This is a genomic window from Leisingera aquaemixtae (assembly GCF_006740765.1).
Classification (GTDB): Bacteria; Pseudomonadota; Alphaproteobacteria; order Rhodobacterales; family Rhodobacteraceae; genus Leisingera; species Leisingera aquaemixtae.
On the sequence record NZ_CP041159.1, the window covers coordinates 229,240 to 251,153 of the forward strand.

11 protein-coding genes, 2 tRNA genes and 3 rRNA genes are annotated in these 21,914 nt (G+C 61.7%); 8 read left to right on the top strand and 8 right to left on the bottom strand.

Translation table 11 applies throughout. The features are described 5' to 3' along the window. Positions 1-2: 2 nt before the first annotated feature. The 6 genes from R2C4_RS02955 to R2C4_RS02980 form a co-directional block, all read right to left on the bottom strand. Entirely contained in the window at positions 3-1,241 is a 1,239-nt protein-coding gene (locus tag R2C4_RS02955) for an MFS transporter (RefSeq protein ID WP_141889526.1), read from the bottom strand. Positions 1,242-1,273: 32 nt separating this feature from the next. After that, on the bottom strand, positions 1,274-1,507 hold the full coding sequence (locus R2C4_RS02960; protein WP_141889527.1) for a tautomerase family protein: 234 nt from the start codon (positions 1,505-1,507) through the stop codon (positions 1,274-1,276). A gap of 4 nt (positions 1,508-1,511) precedes the next feature. Further along, positions 1,512-5,453 (bottom strand): non-ribosomal peptide synthetase family protein, encoded by a 3,942-nt coding sequence (locus tag R2C4_RS02965; protein WP_208764517.1) that lies wholly within the window; start codon positions 5,451-5,453, stop codon positions 1,512-1,514. A gap of 114 nt (positions 5,454-5,567) precedes the next feature. Beyond that, entirely contained in the window at positions 5,568-6,317 is a 750-nt protein-coding gene (locus R2C4_RS02970) for a maleate cis-trans isomerase family protein (RefSeq protein ID WP_141889528.1), read from the bottom strand. Between the two features lie 51 nt (positions 6,318-6,368). Then, the gene (locus R2C4_RS02975; RefSeq protein ID WP_141889529.1) at positions 6,369-7,268 is read right to left on the bottom strand and encodes an NAD(P)-dependent oxidoreductase; all 900 of its coding nucleotides are present in this window, start codon (positions 7,266-7,268) and stop codon (positions 6,369-6,371) included. 132 nt (positions 7,269-7,400) lie between these two features. Continuing rightward, the gene (locus R2C4_RS02980; protein WP_141889530.1) at positions 7,401-7,997 is read right to left on the bottom strand and encodes a TetR/AcrR family transcriptional regulator; all 597 of its coding nucleotides are present in this window, start codon (positions 7,995-7,997) and stop codon (positions 7,401-7,403) included. A gap of 578 nt (positions 7,998-8,575) precedes the next feature. Between R2C4_RS02980 and R2C4_RS02985 the strand changes: the two genes are divergently transcribed. Both R2C4_RS02985 and R2C4_RS02990 read left to right on the top strand, forming a co-directional pair. After that, a complete protein-coding gene (locus R2C4_RS02985; RefSeq protein ID WP_141889531.1) occupies positions 8,576-10,444 on the top strand; it encodes a response regulator in 1,869 nt (622 codons plus the stop codon). Next, complete coding sequence (locus R2C4_RS02990; protein ID WP_141889532.1) at positions 10,435-11,514, top strand: extracellular solute-binding protein; 1,080 nt, start codon at positions 10,435-10,437, stop codon at positions 11,512-11,514. The genes R2C4_RS02985 and R2C4_RS02990 overlap by 10 nt, the downstream gene beginning before the upstream one ends. A 275-nt stretch (positions 11,515-11,789) precedes the next feature. Here the strand turns inward: R2C4_RS02990 and R2C4_RS02995 are convergent, their stop codons facing one another. Together R2C4_RS02995 and R2C4_RS03000 are read right to left on the bottom strand one after the other, a co-directional pair. Further along, entirely contained in the window at positions 11,790-12,251 is a 462-nt protein-coding gene (locus R2C4_RS02995) for a response regulator (RefSeq protein WP_058286402.1), read from the bottom strand. Between the two features lies 1 nt (position 12,252). Further along, positions 12,253-13,728 carry a sensor histidine kinase gene (locus tag R2C4_RS03000; protein ID WP_244940771.1) on the bottom strand — a complete coding sequence of 492 codons (1,476 nt, stop codon included), beginning with the start codon at positions 13,726-13,728 and terminating at the stop codon, positions 12,253-12,255. A 300-nt stretch (positions 13,729-14,028) separates the two neighbouring features. Between R2C4_RS03000 and R2C4_RS03005 the strand changes: the two genes are divergently transcribed. The 6 genes from R2C4_RS03005 to rrf all read left to right on the top strand — a co-directional run bounded on the left by R2C4_RS03005 (position 14,029) and on the right by rrf (position 21,880). Then, positions 14,029-15,462, top strand: a complete 1,434-nt coding sequence (locus tag R2C4_RS03005) for a methyl-accepting chemotaxis protein (RefSeq protein WP_141889533.1) — start codon at positions 14,029-14,031, stop codon at positions 15,460-15,462. A 1,075-nt stretch (positions 15,463-16,537) separates the two neighbouring features. After that, positions 16,538-18,001, top strand: a 16S ribosomal RNA gene (locus R2C4_RS03010). Between the two features lie 151 nt (positions 18,002-18,152). Then, positions 18,153-18,228, top strand: a tRNA-Ala gene (locus R2C4_RS03015). 25 nt (positions 18,229-18,253) lie between these two features. Further along, a tRNA-Ile gene (locus R2C4_RS03020) sits at positions 18,254-18,330 on the top strand. Between the two features lie 410 nt (positions 18,331-18,740). Then, a 23S ribosomal RNA gene (locus R2C4_RS03025) occupies positions 18,741-21,571 on the top strand. 194 nt (positions 21,572-21,765) lie between these two features. After that, positions 21,766-21,880 (top strand): 5S ribosomal RNA (gene rrf / locus R2C4_RS03030). The 16S, 23S and 5S rRNA genes sit together here with 2 tRNA genes alongside, the layout of an rRNA operon. Positions 21,881-21,914: the final 34 nt, after the last annotated feature.

Sequence of the window (21,914 nt, forward strand, 5' to 3'; positions counted from 1 at the left end):
TGTCAGCTGGCCGGGCGCAGTCCGCGGTCCAGGGAAACGCTGCGCAGCATGGTGGAGAAGCGCTTGTAGCTTTCAGGAGAGTAGCGAACAGCAAGGAAGATCATCAGAAGCGAGCCTGCCGCCATCCCCAGCCAGACGTTGCTGAGGTCCGACATCGCATCCCGGACGGCGCCGGCAAACAAGGGCACAAAGCTTGCCAGGATATAGCCGCCGCCCTGCACGAAAGAGGTGAAGTTGCCTGCGGTGGTGGGATCATCAACGTGGTCGATGGCCACGATGATCGACAGCGGGAACAGGATGCCGATGCCGACACCCAGCAGCGCCATTGCCAGGAACGACATGTCAATCGGAGCGGTGTAGAGCACGCCAAACCCCAGGGCTGTCATGATCAGTGCAAAGACCAGCGGGCCGCGGCGGTCCGGGAAGTGGTGGATGAAGGCTGCAACGCCCAGGGCGGTGACGGCTTCGATCACCGTCAATGCGGACAGCAGCAGGCCCGCAGCGCCTTGATCAAGACCCTGCTCCAGATAGAACGGCGGAATCCAGGCCATGACGAGCATGAACGCCCCGGTGCCGACGCCGAAAAACAGCATCAGCGACCAGCAGCGCGCATTGCGCCAGAACTGCGGCGGCGTGGTGCCCGCCGCCGGGGCAGGCGCGGTGCGCTCGCTGTCGGCGTTGCGCGCGGCGATGACCCAGATCAGCACTGCAAGGACCGCAGGCAGGCTCCAGGCCGCCAGCGTGCCTTCCCAGTCCAGCGAAGAGGCAAGCCCTGCAGCTGTGCCCGCCGCGATGGAGGCGCCGGCCACGATCCCGGTGGAGTAGAGGCCGATCACCCGGCCGGTTGCCGCGCCGAAGTTGCGCTTGGCGAAGCCCGGCATCAGCGATTGCACAATGGCAATGCCGATCCCGGCCCCGGCGGCGGTGACAAGAAGGCCGGCACCCGTCGGCAGCCACAGGCGGGCAGCGCAGGCGAGGGCGATGATCAGCGCGCCCAGCGTGATGCCGCCGCGCTCCCCCAATGCCGCGCGCAGCTGGCGCACGTAGATGGCGCCAATGCCCATCAGAAACACCGGGATCATGGTCAGGAAGCCGATGATAGTGGAGTTGACACCGGTATCGCCCAGGATTTGCGACACCAGCGGGCCGATGGCAGCAACTGCAGGACGCAGGTTCAGGGAGATCAGGAATATTGCGAACAGCAGTAACGCTGGTGACGCTTTGGCTATGCGTGTGGTCATGGAATGCCCTTTCAAGAGGAGGTGCGCGGGGGTTAAGCCGCCGAATAATCCGGTGATTTGATCAATTCTTGCGGATGGGTTTGGATGTCTGGAACAAAGACGCTGCTGTGCCAGTCCTCGGGCGCCACGGGACGCAATGCGATGGATACCGCGTGCGGCGAGCAGCCAAAGGTCTGAGTGACCGACTGGGTGATGGCTTCGCAGAGGGTTGCCTGCTGTTCCGCCGTCAGGGTGGCGGCAAAATGCTTTATGATGACGTGGGGCATGGGATCAGGCCTCTTGCAGGTTGCGGGTTTCAGGCCGGGCCGGCTGCCATGCCGGAACGTGGCGGCGGATGGCGGCGGCCAGCTCGGACACGCCGCCGGGTTTGAGCAGTTCGTAGTGGTCGGCAGCCAGCGCGTGGACCGGTGCCGGCACGGCGAGCGTGCGGGTGGCTTCCTCCAGGAAGGAGAGGTTGTCGCCCGCCGCCTTGAACAGGCGCACCGGCGCGGCCACCTGGCGCTGCTCGATCTGCAGCCCGTATTCGGGCGCATAGGTCTGTGCCACCAGCCGGGTGATGCGCGTGATCATGCCCGGGTCGAGATCCGGCTTCTCGGCGGCGATATAGGCCACGAAGCCGTCCAGATCCGAGACCGTCTCAATCACCGGGGCCACCCGCTCCGGTGCAATGGTCTGGGAAAACACCGAATAGAGGATGGTCAGGAAGGACGCATCGCGGAACAGCACAGCCTCCTCCGCGCGCACCGGATCGCCGCCGGGCAGCTCAGGGGAGCCTGGCGCGATCAGGGTCAGCTCGGCCACCTCGCAGCCTGCCTGCTCCAGCTGATAGGCGGTCTCATAGGCCACCCGTGCGCCGAAGGAGTATCCCCAAAGCGTGTAGGGGCCTTCCGGCTGCGCCTCCCGGATCAGCTCGGCATCGCGCGCTGCCATGTCCTGGATCGAGCCGCAGACCTGCTCGCCGGGGTTCACGCCGGAGGCCTGCACGCCGATGACGGGACGGGGCGTATCGAGCGCCCGCGCGAGGTGGCGCAGGTTCATCGGATACCCGCCAAGCCCGGGCCAGCAGAACACCGGTCTGCCGGCGCCCTTCTTCAGCGGCACTGCGCGCGACAGGCCGGAGCCCGCGCCGCCGTCCGTCAGGCGGCGGGCCAGCGCTTCGATGGTGGTGTCCTCGAACAGCACCTGCACCGGCAGGCTGGTATCAAAGGCGCGGTTGATGCCCTGCACCAGTTTGACGGCCTTCAGAGAGTCGCCGCCGATTTCAAAGAAATCATCCTGTACCGAGACGTCCTCAAGCCCGATTTGCGCGCACCAGATCGCTGCCAGAGTGGTTTCCGTATCGTTGCGGGGTTTGATGATCTCACGCTCGGCAGCGGCATCGTCGAACTCGGGGAACGCCTTGAGGGTATTCACATCCACCTTGCCCGACGCGCTGTAGGGCATCGACGGCACCAGCGCCAGTTTGCTGGGCACCATGTAGTCGGGCAGCAGTGACTGCAGGTCGCGGCGGATCAGTTCAGCCGGGCCTTCCATGTGCACGCTGTCCTCATGCATGCCTTCATGCGCCATCTGCTCGGCGCTGACTTTGCCGAAGACCGCGCTGTAGCAGGCACCGGAGGCAAGCCCGTGCTCGTTCAGGATCTCCTTGAGACGGGTGGCCGCGACGAGGTCGTTGCCGGACTTGGAACTGTAGCCAGAGGACATGGTGCCGATCCGGCAGCTGTTCTGCTGCACCCGCTGCAGGCTGCGGCCCAGGTCGATATAGGCGTGCCAGCGCTCTGCGTCCCGGCTGACCATCGAGATCATGCCGCTGGCGCGCTGGTAGACGCGCTGGTTGATCGCGATCACATGGCGCTGCTCCATGATGTGGCGCGAGAACGGCTGCAGCCCGCCATCACGATAGGCATAATGGCCCGGCGCCAGCCCGGAGACTTTGCTGCCATGGGCCTGGACGTAGAAATCCACCGGCATTCCGGTCTGCCGGTCTGCATGTGCAGTGACCGCATAGCCGGCGATATAGACGTGGCCCGGGCCGCAGTGCAGATGGGGCAGCGCATCCGGAGCATCCGTGCCGGCCCCGATACCCAGGCCATGGGCCGGCAGGATATGATCCATCAGGCCCAGGATATGGCCGGTCTCAAACTCCAGCACTTCACGGATGTTGTTTTTGTAGACCGGTTCGATGGCCGGGAACTTGCCCACGAAATGCAGCTGCATCACGGGAGCGGCCGAAGCCGGGCGCGGCGCGGTCAGAACCAGTTCGTGCCGGGCCGGGTGATAGTAGTAGTAGCCGGGTTCAAACCCTGCCACATTGGCCAGCTCCACATAGACTTGCGTTGCATTGAGCGCGCCGGGAGAGGCATAGGCGTGTTTCGGCAGCAGCCGTTCCGCGCTGGTGAACTGGCCAAGCCAGCGGAGCAGATATCCCAGATCCTGCGCGCTGAGCCGCTCAAGCCCCCCGGTGCCGGAGGCGGGCTGCTCCTGTTGCGCCAGCACCGAAAGGACATCCTCGGCCGAGACCTCTCCGCCTTCGTAGAAACGGTAGGTCTTGCGGGCAAAAGCCAGCTGCCGCTGAGCAGCATCCGCTTCTTTGCCTGCCAGCGCATAGGTTTTGCGCCCTTCGGTTTCGGCCGCACTGCGCAAACCGGCGCCAGACAGCTGGGCCCGCACCTGCAGGCGGCTTTTCTTGCTGTGGTGGTGGGCGCCGGCATTGCCCTGATCCATCAGCGGTGCTTCGCGCGGGTTCAGTTCAATGCCTGCAGCAAGCACCGGCTGGCCGGTGCGGGCATGGGGCTTGATGAACACGCCCGCTGCCTTGACCCAGTCGTGGTTCTCGATGGCCAGGCGGATTTCATCCAGTTCAATCCGGTAGCCGCGGAATTTGACCTGGTTGTCGGCGCGGCCCTGGAACTGCAGCCCGCCATCCGGATTGCGGCGCACCAGGTCGCCGGTTTTGTAAAGCCGCAGCGGCATGCCGCCAGCCGGGCTGATCCAGGTGATGAAGCGCTCGGCCGTCAGTTCGTCACGGTTGTGGTAGCCATTGGCCAGCTGGCGGCCGCCAATATACAGCTCGCCCGATACGCCGTCGGCAACCGGCTGCAGGTTTTCATCCAGTACCCAACAGCTGGTGTTAGCGGCCGGCTGGCCGATCGGGATCATCTCCGGGCCGGTTTCCAGCCCTGCCGGATCCACGGTCTGGGCGGTGGCATTGATCGTGCACTCGGTCGGGCCGTAGAGGTTTACCAGCCGGCAACCGGGGCGGGCTTCAAAAATCCGGGTGGCGAGTTTTCGGGTCAAGGCCTCGCCGCCGCTGAACAGGCTGGTGAGGGTGGTGCAGTTTTCGAAAGCCGGCAGGTCAACCAGCGCCTGCAGCAAGGTCGGCACCCCTTGCAGCATGGTGACCCCGTGCTGTTTGACCTGCTCGATCAGAGCTTCCGGGTCACGGTACACGCCGGGGCGGCCCATCACCACGCGAACGCCGCAGCAGACTGCCAGCAGCTCCCATTGCGCAGCGTCAAAGCTGACCGGGGTTTTTTGCAGGATGACCTCACCCACCCGCAGCTTCTGTTCGGTCTGCAGCCAGGTCAGCTGGTTCAGAATCGCAGCGTGGGAAATGCCGACGCCCTTGGGGGCGCCGGTGGTGCCGGAGGTGTAGATCATATAGGCCAGATCGTCTTCCAGCATCGCGGGGCCGCACAGGCAGTCGCTGTCTTCTCCGCTGGGGACCGCATCCAGGGCATCCAGAGTGATCACGGTGACCCCTGGCAGGATCATTTCGGCCAGGCGGCCGCGCAGCTTGTCCTGGGTGACGATCACATCGACGCCAGCGTCGCGGATCATGTAGGTGAGCCGGTCCACCGGGTAATCAGTGCCCAGCGGCAAGTAGGCGCCGCCCGAGAACAGAATTCCCCAGAGCCCGGCCATCATGTCGGCGGAGGAGTCCGCAAAAAGACCTACCCTGCTTCCGGCGCCGACGCCTGCGCGTTTCAGGCGGGCGGCCAGGCGGGCGGCGTATTCGGCCAGATCGCTGTAGCGCAGCGCGCTGGCATCGTCGCAGACCGCAATTTCTTCGCTGCGGCAGCGCACCTGCAGCATCAGCATATCAACCAGCGAGGTGCGTTCCGACGCGGTGCGCAGCAACGCACGGGTGATATCTGTCTGCTGCGGGCGGGCGGCAACGGGTTTGGAGAGGAGCGAGTCAGGGGTGCTCATAATATGTCCTGTCAGGTAATGGAATGGTCGTTACAAAACTGGCTGCCGCTCATCGCCGAAAACGCAGGCGGTGAGCATGTCGCTATGCAGCGGGCATGCCCGCTGCGGGGTGGGTCAGTGGTTTTCGTAGAGAAGGCCGCGGCCGGGGATCGGGTCGGTCACTCCGCAGCTGCGCAAGGCGTGCCAGTAAAGAACGGCATTGTTCGACAGCACCGGCTTTCCGATCCAGGTTTCAGCGGCGGCGGCAAAATCAGCCATGGGAACATTGGTGCCCACTTGGACAATGGCGTCCACATTCGGCCCGTCAACGTCCAGCACCGCATCACGCAGGTTTTCCAGGGTAACGTCGGAGATGTTTGACGGCGTCCGCCCGCCAAGACCATGCGTGGCTGCAACGTCTATCCCGCTGTCGGTGAAGAACCGCGAAACCGGCTCATCGCCCAGTTCCAGATAGGGCGAAATGAGGCCGATCCGCCGGATGCCGCCAAGCGCCTTCAGCGCGGCCAGGATGGCATCAGCGCTCATAATGATCTTTGCGCCCCCTGCTGCTTCCGCAAGCCGGCCATGCAGAGCCTCATGCGCAGCGTGGCCTTCCCAATAGCCATCTGGCGACACCGCGGCAATGACCGCCCCAACACCGCAATGGCGCAGGCTGCGGATGGCGTCCGGTGTGGAGCTGCGGATGTTTTCAATGACCCGGTTGAAGCCCGCCTCATGGGTCAGAGAGTCATCGTCGATGATCATCCTGCCGATGTGGTTTGTGACGCCAACGGGGCGCATGGCCTCCATCTCCGGCTGAGCGGACGTGTTGGTCGATGGAATGGCAACACCGACGCGCAGCCGTTTTCCCAGAAAGTTACTCATGAATTTTTCCTGTAAATAAAATGGTTTAGATTGATGGTCTGGGGTGCGGTTCTACTGCGAGGCAAGATAGGTGGCGGCCATATCTGCGCCGCCATGGCCTTGGGCCTGCACCCGCCGGTAGCGGGTCAGGCCGGCCTCGGCCAAGTCCGCCCTCACACCGGCCTCCTGCGCCGCGCCGACGATCAGGGCACTGTCCTTGACCGCATTGTCGATGGTGAAAGCGGGAGTGAAATTTCCCGATGCCATGGCCTGGGCTTTGATCTGAAAGAAGGGCGTATCCAGCGGCCCGCCGCGCAGAGTGTCCGCCACCAGTTCCGGGGCCAGCCCCAGGCCGCGGGCCAGCGCCAGGCTCTCTGCCGCTCCATGGGTCAGAGCGAAAACCCAGCTGTTCAACGCCAGTTTCAGCCGCGTCGCCATACCGGGGGCGGTGTCCAGCCAGCGGGTGGCTTTGCCGACCGCATCCAGCACCGGCTGGACGGCTTCCTTGGTGCTGTCCGGACCGGCCGCCAGCACCAGAAGCTGGCCCGCCTCTGCGGGTTGGCGGGTGCCAAGCACGGGCGCGTCGATCAAGGTGAGCCCCTTGCGGGCCGCCAGCGTCTCCAGACCGGGCATGTCGGCGGGCCCGACCGTGCTCATTTGCAGCCAGCAGACGGGTGCCGCGGGCACGCTGTCCGCGTCGGGCAGCGCCGACATGACTTCTGCGATGGCACTGGCGTCTTTCAGCATGGTCACAATGACATCGGCGTGGAGGGCTGCCCCGGCCGGATCCGCAGCCGGAGTGATATTCGGTGCCGCCAAAGAAGACGCTTTGTCAGGGGTCCGGTTCCATACACTGACCTGGCAGCCGGCCGCCGCGATGTTGCGGGCCATCGGTGCCCCCATCAGCCCGGCTCCCAGAACGGCCACGCGCAGGGCGGGGCGGGGCGGCGGCGAAATTGCGTCAGTTGTCATGTTGAGCCTCTGTTCTCTGGGTCCAAGCGGCCGCGGAGGGGGGGACCCGCTTGGGCGGCCGGTATCTGGAGGCGGTTATGGAATATTCATTCCATAACCGTCAACAACCAAAAGGAGAACTTCGCATTACTGTTACACCGTGGCGATGGAGGCTTCGACGATACTGTGCAGATAGGGCTGGCGGGAGGCTGCCGGAAGCCCTTTGCTGATGACCCTAATACCTTGAATTACAGCAACAAAATACCTGGACAGTATTTGGCAGTCCTGATCAGGCGAAATTTCGCCGGTCTTTTGGCCGTGCCTCAGGAGGCGCAGCAATCCGCTCTCCAGCCGCTGGAAATGCTGTGCGACCAGCGCGCTGAGTTCCGGATCCCGGCCGGAAATCTCCAGGCTGCTGTTGGCAGCAAAGCAGCCAAAGCCTTCGTGGTCGCTCAACTCGTCGTCCACGATGGAGATCAGCAATGCCCGGAGGCTGCCGCGCACATCAGCGGAGCGGGAGATCTTCGCGACAGTCCCGGTGGTCACCCGCCGGTATTCTTTGAGAGCAAGCGCAAAAAGCGTTTTTTTGCCGCCAAAGGAATTGTATATGGTGCTGCGGGACAGGCCGGTTGCTTCCACCAGATCATTCATCGAGGTTGCGGCATAGCCATTGCGCCAGAATGTGCGCATGACAGCGTCAACCACCGCACCTTCATCAAATTCTCTTGGCCTCATGATGCGCTCAACCATTCTGTACCGAATGTTTCAGAACTATGCCAGAAAACTGACCCATGCAACTATGTTGTGTAAGTGATTGTGTGAGGCGGAATAAACGGCAAGGCAACCGCCAAACCATAGGGGGATGCAAGCTCCTGCGGGTATCACTCATGGAAATTTGGGCCTTATCGCGCTGTTCGCCCTGCACCGGAACTGCCCACGCATCCGCCGTGCTGAAGCGGGCCTGACCGGCGTGTTGCACCGGTCAGAATCCTCAAGGCTTCAATTGGCATGCTTTGCCTTTCGCGTGCATCTGCCGTTTTCGGTCTCCGCGGAAAACTCTAACAAGCTTTGAGGATGGTTCTGGGGATCACATCATGTCCGCCTGCTGCGCCGGGCGGAATTTCACTTTTTCAACAGAAGCCGCAGCAGGCGCGGGGCCGGGAAGGCGCATCCGCTTTGCAGGCAAGGGGAATGCGGTGGCGGGCGAAAGTCACCGTTTCGGTTTTTTTAAATTATTCTCAACATTCGCTTTCCAGGATGCAGCGGTCAGCCCTAGTCTGCCGGAACGGACGCAGGGCCTTGCCGGAACACAATAACACGGACACTCAATGACAAAGCAGCGTGTCACGCGAAGATACCTCAGGCTGCGCAGCGGAATCGCCCTGGCGATTTTACTGGCAGCCGCAGTGGCCGCCTTTTGCGTCACCCTGACCGGGCACAACAGTGTCGCCCGGCGGGCGGAGAACACCATCGTGCTGGACCAGATCCTGGTCTCTCTGGCTGAGCTGGCCCTGGCGTTTGATGCCGTGAAGGACGATCCCGGCAGCCAGAAGGCGCTGATTGCGCGCGGGCGCATCCGGCGGAGCGCGCGGCCCGCAGCGGACTCGCTTGCCGGATTGACCGCCCCTGGTGCGCTGGCGGCCTTTTCACCGCAGGCGCAGCAGATCCTGTCCCAGCCGGCGCTGAACCCGGTATCCGAGCTGAAGGACATTCTGTTCCTGGCCGCGCATCTGACTGAGCCTGCAGGAAACCGGCAGGCCGAAGGTGATGCAAAGGCTGCGGCCCTGGCCGCGAATTTGTCCAGGCGGCTGCTGCCGGTGCTGATGGAGGTCAAGGAGGCCGAGGCGCGGACCGGCCGGATTGCGGCGGAACGGCAGCTGACCTATGCGCTGGCGGCGGTTCTGATCGGGGGCATCGGGGTTTTTGTCGCCGCCCGGTTCGTGCACTTGCCGATGGAGCGGTTCATCATCAGCGCGCAGTCGGAGATCGAGGCAAGCCGGCGCAAGGCGGAGGCCGCGTCGGAGGCCAAATCCGTGTTTCTGGCGACGATGAGTCACGAAATCCGGACCCCGCTGAACGGTGTGCTGGGCTTGGCGGAGCTGCTGAACGACACCGCGCTTGATGACAAGCAGCGCCATATGATCCGGATGATGATCGTCAGCGGGAACTCCCTGCTGAGTATCATCAATGACGTCCTGGACCTGTCCAAGGCAGAGGCCGGCAAGCTGGAGATGGAGGCCGAGGCGTTCAACGTCCGTGGGCTGTGCCTGGAGGTGATTGACCTGTTTTCGGCACGCGCCCAGAGCGCGAACATCGATCTGACCTTGCAGGAGAGCGCCGGGGTCAGCAATTGGCACGTGCTGGGATACGGCACCGCGGTGCGCCAGATCGTCGTGAACCTCGTCAGCAACGCGCTGAAGTTCACCGGCAACGGCGCGGTCGGGGTCGTGCTGCAGGAACTGCCGTCTGGGCAGGACGGCACCCGGGTGATCCGGATAGCCGTCAAGGACACCGGGATCGGGGTGCCGCCGGAAGCCCAGGAACGGATTTTCGAGCAATTCGCGCAGGCCGATGCCACCACCACCACGCGGTTTGGCGGGACGGGGCTGGGGCTTGCCATTGTCAAAAACCTCACCGGTGCGATCGGCGGCACGATTGCGCTGCAAAGCACCGAAGGCGTGGGATCGGAGTTCACCGTGGAGTTTCCGGTGAAAGACGTGCCGCCCCCGGCCGAAGTGCCGCAGCCCGGGCCGGTTGGTGCCGTGTTCAGCAAAAAGATTCTCGTTGCCGACGACAACCGGGTCAACCAGATGATCGCGGGCAAGATGCTGGAGCGTTTGGGGTGCACCGTGATGACGGCAGGCGACGGTGTGGAGGCTGTCGGGCTGGCGCGCAGCTGGGACCCGGATCTGGTGCTGATGGATGTGCGGATGCCGGAAATGGACGGGCTTGACGCCACCCGGGCGATCCGGACCAGGGAGCGGGAGCTGGGCCTGCCGCCGGTGCCGGTCATCGGTTTGTCAGCCAACGCGATGAGCGAGCAGCGTGCCGAAGGCCTGGCGGCGGGCATGGACGACTATCTGGCGAAGCCGGTCACCAAAGCGGCACTGGCCGCCGCCCTGACCCGGCTGTGGCCGGAAGAGGCCGGCGCACCGGAAACGGCCGCCGCAGCGGAAGGAAGCACAAAATGCGCCTGAAAATAATTGCCGCCGCCCTGTCCGCGGTGTCTGCGATGGCCGGTCCGGCTGCCGCCGACCCCGGCCGGGTTCTGCTCTATAACTGGAGCGGCTACATTGCCCCGGACACCGCCGGGAGGTTCCAGGAAGCAACCGGCAAAAGGCTGGTGCTCGACACTTACGGCGAGGCTGATGAGGCCGAGGCGCGGCTGCTTGCCCGCGGCACCGGATACGACCTGGCGGTGGTGTCCTCGGAAACCGTCGGCCGTCTGGTGGAGGCGGGCGCGATCCGGCAGATCGGCCAGTCGGGCATTCCAAACGCGGCGGCCATCGACCAGCAACTGATGCAGCTGTACCTGGACGCCACGCCGCAGGCGGAGGGCTATACGCTGCCGTATCTCTGGGGCACCACCGGTATCGCCTATGACCGCAGCGCCGTGCTGGAGCGGCTGCCGGATGCGCCGCTTGACAGCTGGGCGCTGGTGTTCGACCCCGCCAACGCCAGCAAGCTTGCGGACTGCGGCATCACGATTGTCGATTCCGTGGAGGAGGTCGTGGCGGCCGCGCTCTCCTATCTTGGCCTGGATCCGCAATCGCGGTCAGAGCGGGACATTGAGGCGGCCTTTGGCGTTCTGTCCGCCATTGCGCCCTATGTCCGGGCGTTCGATGTGGATCAGTATGATGCCCTGCTGGGCGGCGAGGTCTGTCTGGCCGTCACCTGGAGCACAGACGGGCTGGCACCGCTGCTGGAGCAGGGGACCGACCGCTATCATTATGCGATGCCCCGGGAGGGCACCAATTTGTGGGCCGACCTGTTTGTCATCCCAAGCGATGCCGGCGATCTTGAGGCGTCGGATCAGCTGATGGATTTCATGCTGGCGCCTGAGATGATGGCGGCGGCGGCGCGGTTCACCAATGCCATCAGCAGCGTGTCGTTTCCCAAGGCGGGCGCCGGCGAACCGGGCTTTGACAGCCCTGCGGCCGCGCTTCCGCTGGACGCTCGCGGCAGGCTTTATCTTCTGCCTGCCCGCAGCGGGGCGGAAAAGCGCCTCCTGGACCGCCGCTGGAGATTGCTGCAGATCGGGATGTGACCGCAGCAGGCAGCGCCGCGCCACGGGCTGCTGCCCTGGCCGTCGGGTGAAGATGCAGTGCTGGACACTGCGCCGGTGCGGGGCGGATGCGCGGTGTCCGCTTGGCCCAACAGGGCAGGGGGGGCTGTCTGCGGCCGGCCCCCGGTGTTTTGTTGCTGGAAATACCTGCCGGGATCTCTGGATCCGCCCCGGCGGCGGATCGCAGGCGCGGGGCGGGACATCTCTTGGGACTCAGCCGGGACAGGACGTGCTGGGGGCAGGGAAGCGGCCGGGGATCAGGTTGCCGCTGCGGGGAATTCGACGATCCGCCAATAACGGCCGACCATCTCAACGAGTTGCAGAAAATCGCGCCCGGCTGTCTCCTTTACGATATAGCCCGCGGCATTCAAGCCGTAGGCCGCATCAATGTCCTGGTCGTGGCGGGAGGTGGTCAGGAAGAATACCGCCGTGCCGCTGAGTTCAGGGTCTTTGCGCAGTTCCCGGACAAGGTCGATGCCGTTCATCCGCGGCATATTGATGTCTGCGAGCAGCACAAACGGCGGCTGGATCCGCTCCTTTCCGCCCGTCCCCCGCAGGATGTCCAGAGCTTCGATGCCGTCGGCCGCCCGGGTGATCGCGTTGCTGATGCGGACTTTGCGGAAGGCCCGCAGGACGGCTTTGGCATCGCCGATGTCATCTTCGACCAGAAGAATCCTCAGGTCCCCGTGGGGGGCGGCGCCGCTGCCGCGGGGTGTCATTTTAATCACGTTCCTGCTCAACCTCCTGCTGCTTGGGCCAGGTGAAGCGGAAGGCGCAGCCGTCCCCGGGCGATGACCGGACCGAGATCGTGCCGCCGGCGCGTTCCAGATGTTTCTTGACGATCGACAGGCCGATGCCGCTGCCCTCGACCTCGTCGCGCGACTTCAGGGTCTGGAACATCTTGAAAATCTGATCGTGGTATTCAGGGTCTATCCCGGGGCCGTTATCGGCCACTGAAAAGATGTAGTGGTCCCCGGCATCCTCCACGCTGATGTCCACCGCGCCTGTGCCCTGGTCATTGTGCTTGATCGCGTTGGAAACCAGGTTCGCGAAGATCTGCTTCAGCGGCATATTGGGCAGCCGGATGCTGCCGAAGCCGGGGGCGATGGTGATGGTGAAGCCCTCGGGCTTGTCGATCAGCATCAGAACCTCCCGCATCAGCTCAGTGCCTGGCATGGTTTGCTGATACCTGCTGTCGGTCTTGCGCCCGGCCCGCGAGTATTCGAGCAGATCGTCAAGCAGCCGTTCCATCCGTGCCACGCGCGAGCGCAGCAGCCCCAGGTTTTCGCGGCTGTCCTCATCCAGCACGTCTGCCAGATCCTCCTCCAGCCAGGTTGAGGCGTTGCCGATCACCCGAAGCGGTGCCCGCAGATCGTGGGAGGCGACATAGGCAAAATCGTCAAGGTCCCGGTTTGACCGGGCCAGTTCCTTGGTGAAACGCTCCCGCTCCGCCTCGGCCTTTTTTTCTGCAGAGAGGTCGCGGAGAATGCCGCTGAACAGGTGGATGCGGCCAACCCGGACTTCGCTGACGGACAGTTCGATCGGAAAGACCTCGCCGTTCTTGCGCCGCCCCTGAACCTCCCGGCGGACACCGGTGAACTGCGTAGGGCGGCCGCTGAATAACGCGCCGCCGCCGGGATCCTCGCCGGAACCGGCAGAGTCAGGGAGCAGGAGCCTGATATTCTGGCCGATCACCTCCCCGGCGGAATAGCCGAACATTCTGCTGCAGGTCCGGTTGTAGCTTAGGATCGTGCCCTGCGGGTCGATGTTGATCAGACCTGCAATGCTGTTGTCCTGGATGGCCGTCAGCTCATTCTGCTTCTGCTCAAGCGAGGCCTGAAAAGATTTCTGCCGGTAAACAACAAAAGCGAAGGCCCACAGGGCGATCACCGTCAGGATCCGGTTGGCCAGCACAATCCACTGATCAACCCCGGAAATCGGAAGCAGCAGGTATCCAAGACCCGTCAGCGCAGTGCCGGCCGCGGCATAGATGCAGGCCGCGGCCGGTTTGTCGGCCCAAACGGAGCACAGGACCGCGGCGGTGTAAATCAGGCCGGCGGCGACCCCGAGCGGTGTCAGGAAGTCGAATAGAAAGCCCGCCCCGACCAGAACGGCTGCGGCGAGATGCGCCCGGGACCCGGCGTGACTGCGCCACAGCGGGGGCTGTTCAGATTCGAAGTGTCTGGCAAGTGTCATGTCCGTCGCTCCCCTTGTTTCCGGGCGCGGGGCCTGCGGCCAATACGCAGCGCATCGCGGCACGCCCCGCGGTGGGCGCGACAAGGCCGCCTGACCAGTTCCAAGCTCACTTTACAGCCTTTGGGACGCCTCTCAATATTCTTGCAACTAAAAGTTGTCATACTGTTAAGCGGCCGGACGCCGCGGCGCCCTCGCCTGCGGCTTGCCGCGCGGGACGCTGGCCGGTGTTAAGAAATTTCTGGTCGAATCAAGCTACTCCGGACGTGAGCCCAGAGACTCAGAAATGCGCGGAGAAGTATTTTGTTTTTCAAATTCAAGGCAGCACAGCCGGCAGAGCACGATAATGGCGCCAGGATCATTGCAGACATGGTCGACGCCACCCAAGCCACGGTTCATTTCACGCCCGATGGCACAGTTCTGACGGCAAACGGCAATTTCCTGGCCGCGCTCGGCTACCAGCTGGACGAGATCACAGGCCGGCATCATTCCATGTTCGTGGCGCCGGAGCTTGCCGCCAGCACAGAGTATAAGGACTTCTGGGCGGGCCTGGCGTCGGGCCAGGTCTTCACCGGGCAGTTCCCGCGCGTGACCAAGGAGGGCACCACACTTTGGATCCAGGCCACCTATGCGCCAGTCAGCGGCGAGGGCGGCACCGTCGAGCGCGTGGTCAAAGTGGCCACAGACGTGACGGAGCGGCGCCTCGGCCTGCAGGAAATCGCCCGTGGGCTGGAGGCGATGAGCCAGGGGGATCTGGGGGTCCGGGTCACACTGTCGGAGCAAGCGGACATAGCGGCACTGGGCGAGGCGTTCAATCAGTCGGCCGAACAGCTGGAGACCGCCATCGGGGCGGTGACGCAGGTGTCCGGTGCGGTGGAGCGCACCGCAGAGGAGATTTCCAAATCGGCCGCCGATCTGTCCCAGCGCACCGAAAGCCAGGCGGCGACCCTGGAACAAACCGCCGCCGCCATCGAGGAGCTGACCGGCACGGTGCATTCCTCGGCAGAGGGCGCGGAAAAGGTGGAGTCCATCGTCAGCGACGCCAAGACCGCGGCAGAGCGCAGCGGCCGGGTGGTGACGGACGCGGTGGCGGCGATGTCGCAGATCGAGAGTTCGTCCGAGGAAATCGCCAAGATCATCGGGATGATCGACGACATCGCCTTTCAGACCAACCTGCTGGCGTTGAATGCCGGGGTGGAGGCCGCCCGGGCCGGCGAAGCGGGCCGCGGCTTTGCGGTTGTCGCCTCGGAAGTGCGGGCGCTGGCGCAGCGCTCGGCAGGGGCCGCCGGAGAGATCAAGCAGCTGATCGGCCAGAGCAAGCAGCAGGTGGCCAGCGGTGTGGAGCTGGTTGGCAGAACCGGCCAGGAGCTGCAGCAGATCATTCAAAGCGTCGGCACGATTTCCGACCATATCAGCAGCATTGCGGCGGGGGCCAAGGAGCAGGCGACCTCGCTGAGCGAAATCAATCTGGGTGTTTCACAGCTGGACCAGGTGACCCAGCAGAATGCCGCGATGGTGGAGCAGGCGTCTGCTGCCAGCCGCCTGTTGTCGTCCGATGCCAGCCAGCTGTCGCAGGAGGTCACCAAGTTCAGGGCCGCAGCCAGCCCGGCCCCGGTTCCGGCCCCGGCGCCGGCCCGGGCTGCAGCGGTCGAGGAGCTTCAGAGCCCGGCGGCCGCGGCAGCCTTGCACTGTGCGGCAGGGGCGCTGCCGGCCGCCCGGGGCTGGGATGATTTCTGAGGTTTGCAGCGGCGGCTGTGCCCTGGAGCCTCACTGCCCGGGGCACAGCCGCTGAGGGCCGCGAGGCCTCAGGCGCGCAGCACGGGCGGCAGCGTCCCGCCTGTAAGATATATGAGAGCGGGAATGCAGAGCTGCCGTCCCGCGCAAGCGCTGCCCTCTGCGCTTGTTGAGCAGAGCCAGGGAGACCGCGCCGGCGGCCGGGCGTCCCGCACAGGTGATCGAATCGCGTGCTTGCCGTGGGAGGCCATGGCGTGCGGGCCTTGGCATACTCACCGTCCCTTTGGCGGCCGCCCTCGACTGCGGCATCTGGCAGGGTCTTTTCGCCGGTTTGTACGGACGCCGCGGCGAGTCGGCAGGTTTGGAGCGGAGGTTGCGGTTTGGATTCGACTCGTTTTTCGCCGCTCCGCTTGTGTGTTCCAGCCTTCAGGACCCAACATCTGGTAACGCTTCACAACACGAGTTCCAAACTCACCTTTTCCGAACCCTGAAATGCTTGGAAACGGGGCCTGAAATCACAAAAAGATCCTGGCTAAGCCTCTGATTATTATAGATTTTGCATCTCCGAGGTCAAAAAGTCACCAAAACTTCAAAAAAGGGGTTGCGACTCCCCGCCGCTCGCCATAGAACACCCCTCACCGGCGGCGCTGAGGCGCTGCTGAGACACACCGGACGGGACGCTGAGCCAGACAGGGCGACGCGGTAACGGATCGGGAAACACACTGGAGAGACGGTGGGACACGCTGGAGAGACGGCGGCATCTGAGGGTTTGAAGAGGCGGGCGCGCCGGAAGATTGGCGCATCGGTCTGGTTTTTGGCCTCTGGGTGTTTGCTCTTTGACATTGATGGATAACTGAAGAGATATGCGGGCGGTCACGGTTCATTTCGATGGATCAGACTTCTGTATATCGCGCCACTAGGGTTCCGGCCCGATGATGTGGTGTCAGCTTCACTGTTTGTTCGGCTTTCGGTGCCTTTGGTACTGAAGCACAGACAAACAGAGACTTTCATCAGGATTAGCCTCCTGGTGAAGATGTGCAGAGGTTCGAACGTCAAGGATACGCTTTAACGAGCGTTTCAACTTGAGAGTTTGATCCTGGCTCAGAACGAACGCTGGCGGCAGGCCTAACACATGCAAGTCGAGCGCGCCCTTCGGGGTGAGCGGCGGACGGGTTAGTAACGCGTGGGAACGTGCCCTTCTCTAAGGAATAGCCACTGGAAACGGTGAGTAATACCTTATACGCCCTTCGGGGGAAAGATTTATCGGAGAAGGATCGGCCCGCGTTAGATTAGGTAGTTGGTGGGGTAATGGCCTACCAAGCCTACGATCTATAGCTGGTTTTAGAGGATGATCAGCAACACTGGGACTGAGACACGGCCCAGACTCCTACGGGAGGCAGCAGTGGGGAATCTTGGACAATGGGCGCAAGCCTGATCCAGCCATGCCGCGTGAGTGATGAAGGCCTTAGGGTCGTAAAGCTCTTTCGCCTGTGATGATAATGACAGTAGCAGGTAAAGAAACCCCGGCTAACTCCGTGCCAGCAGCCGCGGTAATACGGAGGGGGTTAGCGTTGTTCGGAATTACTGGGCGTAAAGCGCGCGTAGGCGGACTGGAAAGTTGGGGGTGAAATCCCAGGGCTCAACCCTGGAACTGCCTCCAAAACTCCCAGTCTTGAGTTCGAGAGAGGTGAGTGGAATTCCGAGTGTAGAGGTGAAATTCGTAGATATTCGGAGGAACACCAGTGGCGAAGGCGGCTCACTGGCTCGATACTGACGCTGAGGTGCGAAAGTGTGGGGAGCAAACAGGATTAGATACCCTGGTAGTCCACACCGTAAACGATGAATGCCAGACGTCGGCTAGCATGCTAGTCGGTGTCACACCTAACGGATTAAGCATTCCGCCTGGGGAGTACGGCCGCAAGGTTAAAACTCAAAGGAATTGACGGGGGCCCGCACAAGCGGTGGAGCATGTGGTTTAATTCGAAGCAACGCGCAGAACCTTACCAACCCTTGACATCCTCGGACCGCCAGAGAGATCTGGTTTTCACTTCGGTGACCGAGTGACAGGTGCTGCATGGCTGTCGTCAGCTCGTGTCGTGAGATGTTCGGTTAAGTCCGGCAACGAGCGCAACCCACATCCTTAGTTGCCAGCAGTTCGGCTGGGCACTCTAAGGAAACTGCCCGTGATAAGCGGGAGGAAGGTGTGGATGACGTCAAGTCCTCATGGCCCTTACGGGTTGGGCTACACACGTGCTACAATGGCAGTGACAATGGGTTAATCCCAAAAAACTGTCTCAGTTCGGATTGTCGTCTGCAACTCGGCGGCATGAAGTCGGAATCGCTAGTAATCGCGTAACAGCATGACGCGGTGAATACGTTCCCGGGCCTTGTACACACCGCCCGTCACACCATGGGAGTTGGGTTTACCCGAAGGCCGTGCGCCAACCTTTCGAGGAGGCAGCGGACCACGGTGAGCTCAGCGACTGGGGTGAAGTCGTAACAAGGTAGCCGTAGGGGAACCTGCGGCTGGATCACCTCCTTTCTAAGGATGATGCTAGCATCACGGAGCTTGCTCCTGATCGTGCATCACTTAGCAGAAGACCAGCAAACAAAGCTGGTCGCATACGGACCGGACCGTCCTCATATCTCTTCAGAAAACATCGGATGCCTGCCCGGCAGGGGTCCAAAAGCAAGGGGCCTTAGCTCAGCTGGGAGAGCGCCTGATTTGCATTCAGGAGGTCAGGAGTTCGATCCTCCTAGGCTCCACCACTCATGCAAACGGCCCGGACAATATGGGTCGGTAGCTCAGGTGGTTAGAGCGCACGCCTGATAAGCGTGAGGCCGGAGGTTCAAGTCCTCCTCGACCCACCACTTCCCCGGAAGTGGCCATATGGAAGAACATATCTTCAAGCAGTTGCTGACTGTTTGAACGTCTGTTCTTCAGACGCACACATTGACATCGTTAAGAGAGATACAATCAACAATACTGTTGGCGCCCCGCGTGAGGGGAGAGCCTCAGTGAGGTGCCGATCTTCTTCGGAAGTGACGCGAGCCTGTGCACATGCCCCTTTCCTCGGGCATCCACGGGTCTGCCTGGCTGAAAAAACAGTGTTGTCCAAGTCAAGTACACTAACCCGCATGATCGCACGATCATGCAACAAGTTCTCAACCACCGACATGGTTGAGAGCGGGATAGTTTGCTTTTTGGTTCAGAAATAGAGGCGCCGGTTTCTTACCAGCTTCCGGTGCCGCGGCAGTTTGCACTGTCTCTTTCTGGATCAAATCAAGCGCGAGAAGGGCGTTTGGTGGATGCCTTGGCAGTAAGAGGCGATGAAAGACGTGATACCCTGCGATAAGCTTGGGGGAGCCGGGAATAGGCTTTGATCCCAAGATCTCTGAATGGGGGAACCCACCTGAAAGTTTGTTATAATAGCCGCAAGGCTGCTTATAATGGGCTTAACCAGGTACTTAAGGACTGAATACATAGGTCTTTAAGAGCAAACCCGGGGAACTGAAACATCTAAGTACCCGGAGGAAAGGACATCAATAGAGACTCCGTTAGTAGCGGCGAGCGAACGCGGACCAGCCGAGCCTGATGAGTGACCAGAATGCGTTGGGAAACGCAGCCAGAGCGGGTGACAGCCCCGTATGGGAAGCTCTGAGGGACGTATTAAGTAGGGCGGGACACGTGAAATCCTGTTCGAAGACCGGAGGACCACCTCCGAAGGCTAAGTACTCCTTACTGACCGATAGCGAACCAGTACCGTGAGGGAAAGGTGAAAAGCACCCCGGCGAGGGGAGTGAAACAGTACCTGAAACCGAACGCCTACAATCAGTTGGAGGCCCCTTGAGGGCTGACAGCGTACCTTTTGTATAATGGGTCATCGACTTGGTCTCACGAGCAAGCTTAAGCCGCTAGGCGGAGGCGCAGCGAAAGCGAGTCTTAATAGGGCGCATGAGTTCGTGGGATCAGACCCGAAACCGAGTGATCTAGGCATGGCCAGGCTGAAGATGCGGTAACACGCATTGGAGGGCCGAACCCACATCCGTTGAAAAGGATCGGGATGAGCTGTGCCTAGGGGTGAAAGGCCAATCAAACTCGGAGATAGCTGGTTCTCTGCGAAATCTATTTAGGTAGAGCGTCATCCGAATACCCCGGGGGGTAGAGCACTGGATGGGTAATGGGGCCCCACAGGCTTACTGATCCTAACCAAACTCCGAATACCCGGGAGTACTAGATGGCAGACACACGGCGGATGCTAACGTCCGTCGTGGAGAGGGAAACAACCCTGACCTCCGGCTAAGGCCCCCAATTCATGGCTAAGTGGGAAAGCAGGTGAGACGTCCAAAACAACCAGGAGGTTGGCTTAGAAGCAGCCATCCTTTAAAGATAGCGTAACAGCTCACTGGTCTAATTAAGATGTCTTGCGGCGAAGATGTAACGGGGCTCAAGCCATGAGCCGAAGCCGAGGATGCACATAGTGCATGGTAGCAGAGCGTAGTGTGACATAGTTCCATGCGTCCTTACTTTCCTCCGGGAAAGATTGGACGCAAGGAGCTTTCGATGAAGCCGGGGCGTGAGCCATCCGGTGGAGAGATCACTAGCGAGAATGATGACATGAGTAGCGACAAAGAGTGTGAGAGACACTCTCGCCGAAAGTCCAAGGGTTCCTGCTTAAAGCTAATCTGAGCAGGGTAAGCCGGCCCCTAAGCCGAGGCCGAAAGGCGTAGGCGATGGGAACCACGTTAATATTCGTGGGCCAGGAGGATGTGACGGATCGTGAGGGTAGTTCATTCTTATCGGATTGAATGGGCTGCTGATCGGTTCCTGGAAATAGCCCTCCATCAGACCGTACCCTAAACCGACACAGGTGGACTGGTAGAGAATACCAAGGCGCTTGAGAGAACGATGTTGAAGGAACTCGGCAAAATACCTCCGTAAGTTCGCGAGAAGGAGGCCCGGGTTCAAGGCAACTTGGATCCGGGGGCACAAACCAGGGGGTGGCGACTGTTTATTAAAAACACAGGGCTCTGCGAAGCCGCAAGGCGACGTATAGGGTCTGACGCCTGCCCGGTGCCTGAAGGTTAAAAGGAGGGGTGAGAGCTCCGAATTGAAGCCCAGGTAAACGGCGGCCGTAACTATAACGGTCCTAAGGTAGCGAAATTCCTTGTCGGGTAAGTTCCGACCTGCACGAATGGCGTAACGACTTCCCCGCTGTCTCCAACATCGACTCAGCGAAATTGAATTGCCTGTCAAGATGCAGGCTTCCCGCGGTTAGACGGAAAGACCCCGTGCACCTTTACTACAGCTTCGCACTGGCATCAGGATTGTGATGTGCAGGATAGGTGGTAGGCATCGAAGCCGGAACGCAAGTTCCGGTGGAGCCTCCCTTGAGATACCACCCTTCGCACTCTTGATGTCTAACCGCGGTCCGTTATCCGGATCCGGGACCCTGCGTGGCGGGTAGTTTGACTGGGGCGGTCGCCTCCTAAAGAGTAACGGAGGCGCGCGAAGGTTGGCTCAGAGCGGTCGGAAATCGCTCGTTGAGTGCAATGGCAGAAGCCAGCCTGACTGCAAGACTGACAAGTCGAGCAGAGACGAAAGTCGGCCATAGTGATCCGGTGGTCCCGCGTGGAAGGGCCATCGCTCAACGGATAAAAGGTACGCCGGGGATAACAGGCTGATACTGCCCAAGAGTCCATATCGACGGCAGTGTTTGGCACCTCGATGTCGGCTCATCTCATCCTGGGGCTGGAGCAGGTCCCAAGGGTACGGCTGTTCGCCGTTTAAAGAGGTACGTGAGCTGGGTTTAGAACGTCGTGAGACAGTTCGGTCCCTATCTGCCGTGGGTGCAGGATACTTGAGAGGAGTTGCCCCTAGTACGAGAGGACCGGGGTGAACGATCCACTGGTGGACCAGTTGTTATGCCAATAGCAGTGCTGGGTAGCTATGATCGGACAGGATAACCGCTGAAGGCATCTAAGCGGGAAGCCCCCCTCAAAACAAGGTATCCCTGAGGGCCGTGGAAGACCACCACGCCGATAGGCCGGAGGTGTAAGCGCAGCAATGCGTTCAGCTGACCGGTACTAATCGCCCGATAGGCTTGATTTGATCCAGTAACAGACAGTGTTACGAAAACCAAACAAGCAAACCATCCCAAAAAAACACGGACAACGTTGATTGTACTGCCTTCCGCTTTTGGAAACGCCTCCTGACACAACAGGGGGGCGGCAACGCATGTTTACTGCGTAAACACGCTGCCTGCCGCCAAATCCAAAAGCCGAAGGCTTTTGGATTTTTCTTGGTTTGGTGGCCACAGCACAAGTGAAACACCCGGTCCCATCCCGAACCCGGAAGTTAAGCACTGTCGCGCCGATGGTACTTGGGCTCAAGCCCTGGGAGAGTAGGTCACCGCCAAACCTAGTAAAATCCAAAAACTCTCTAATCGATCAAT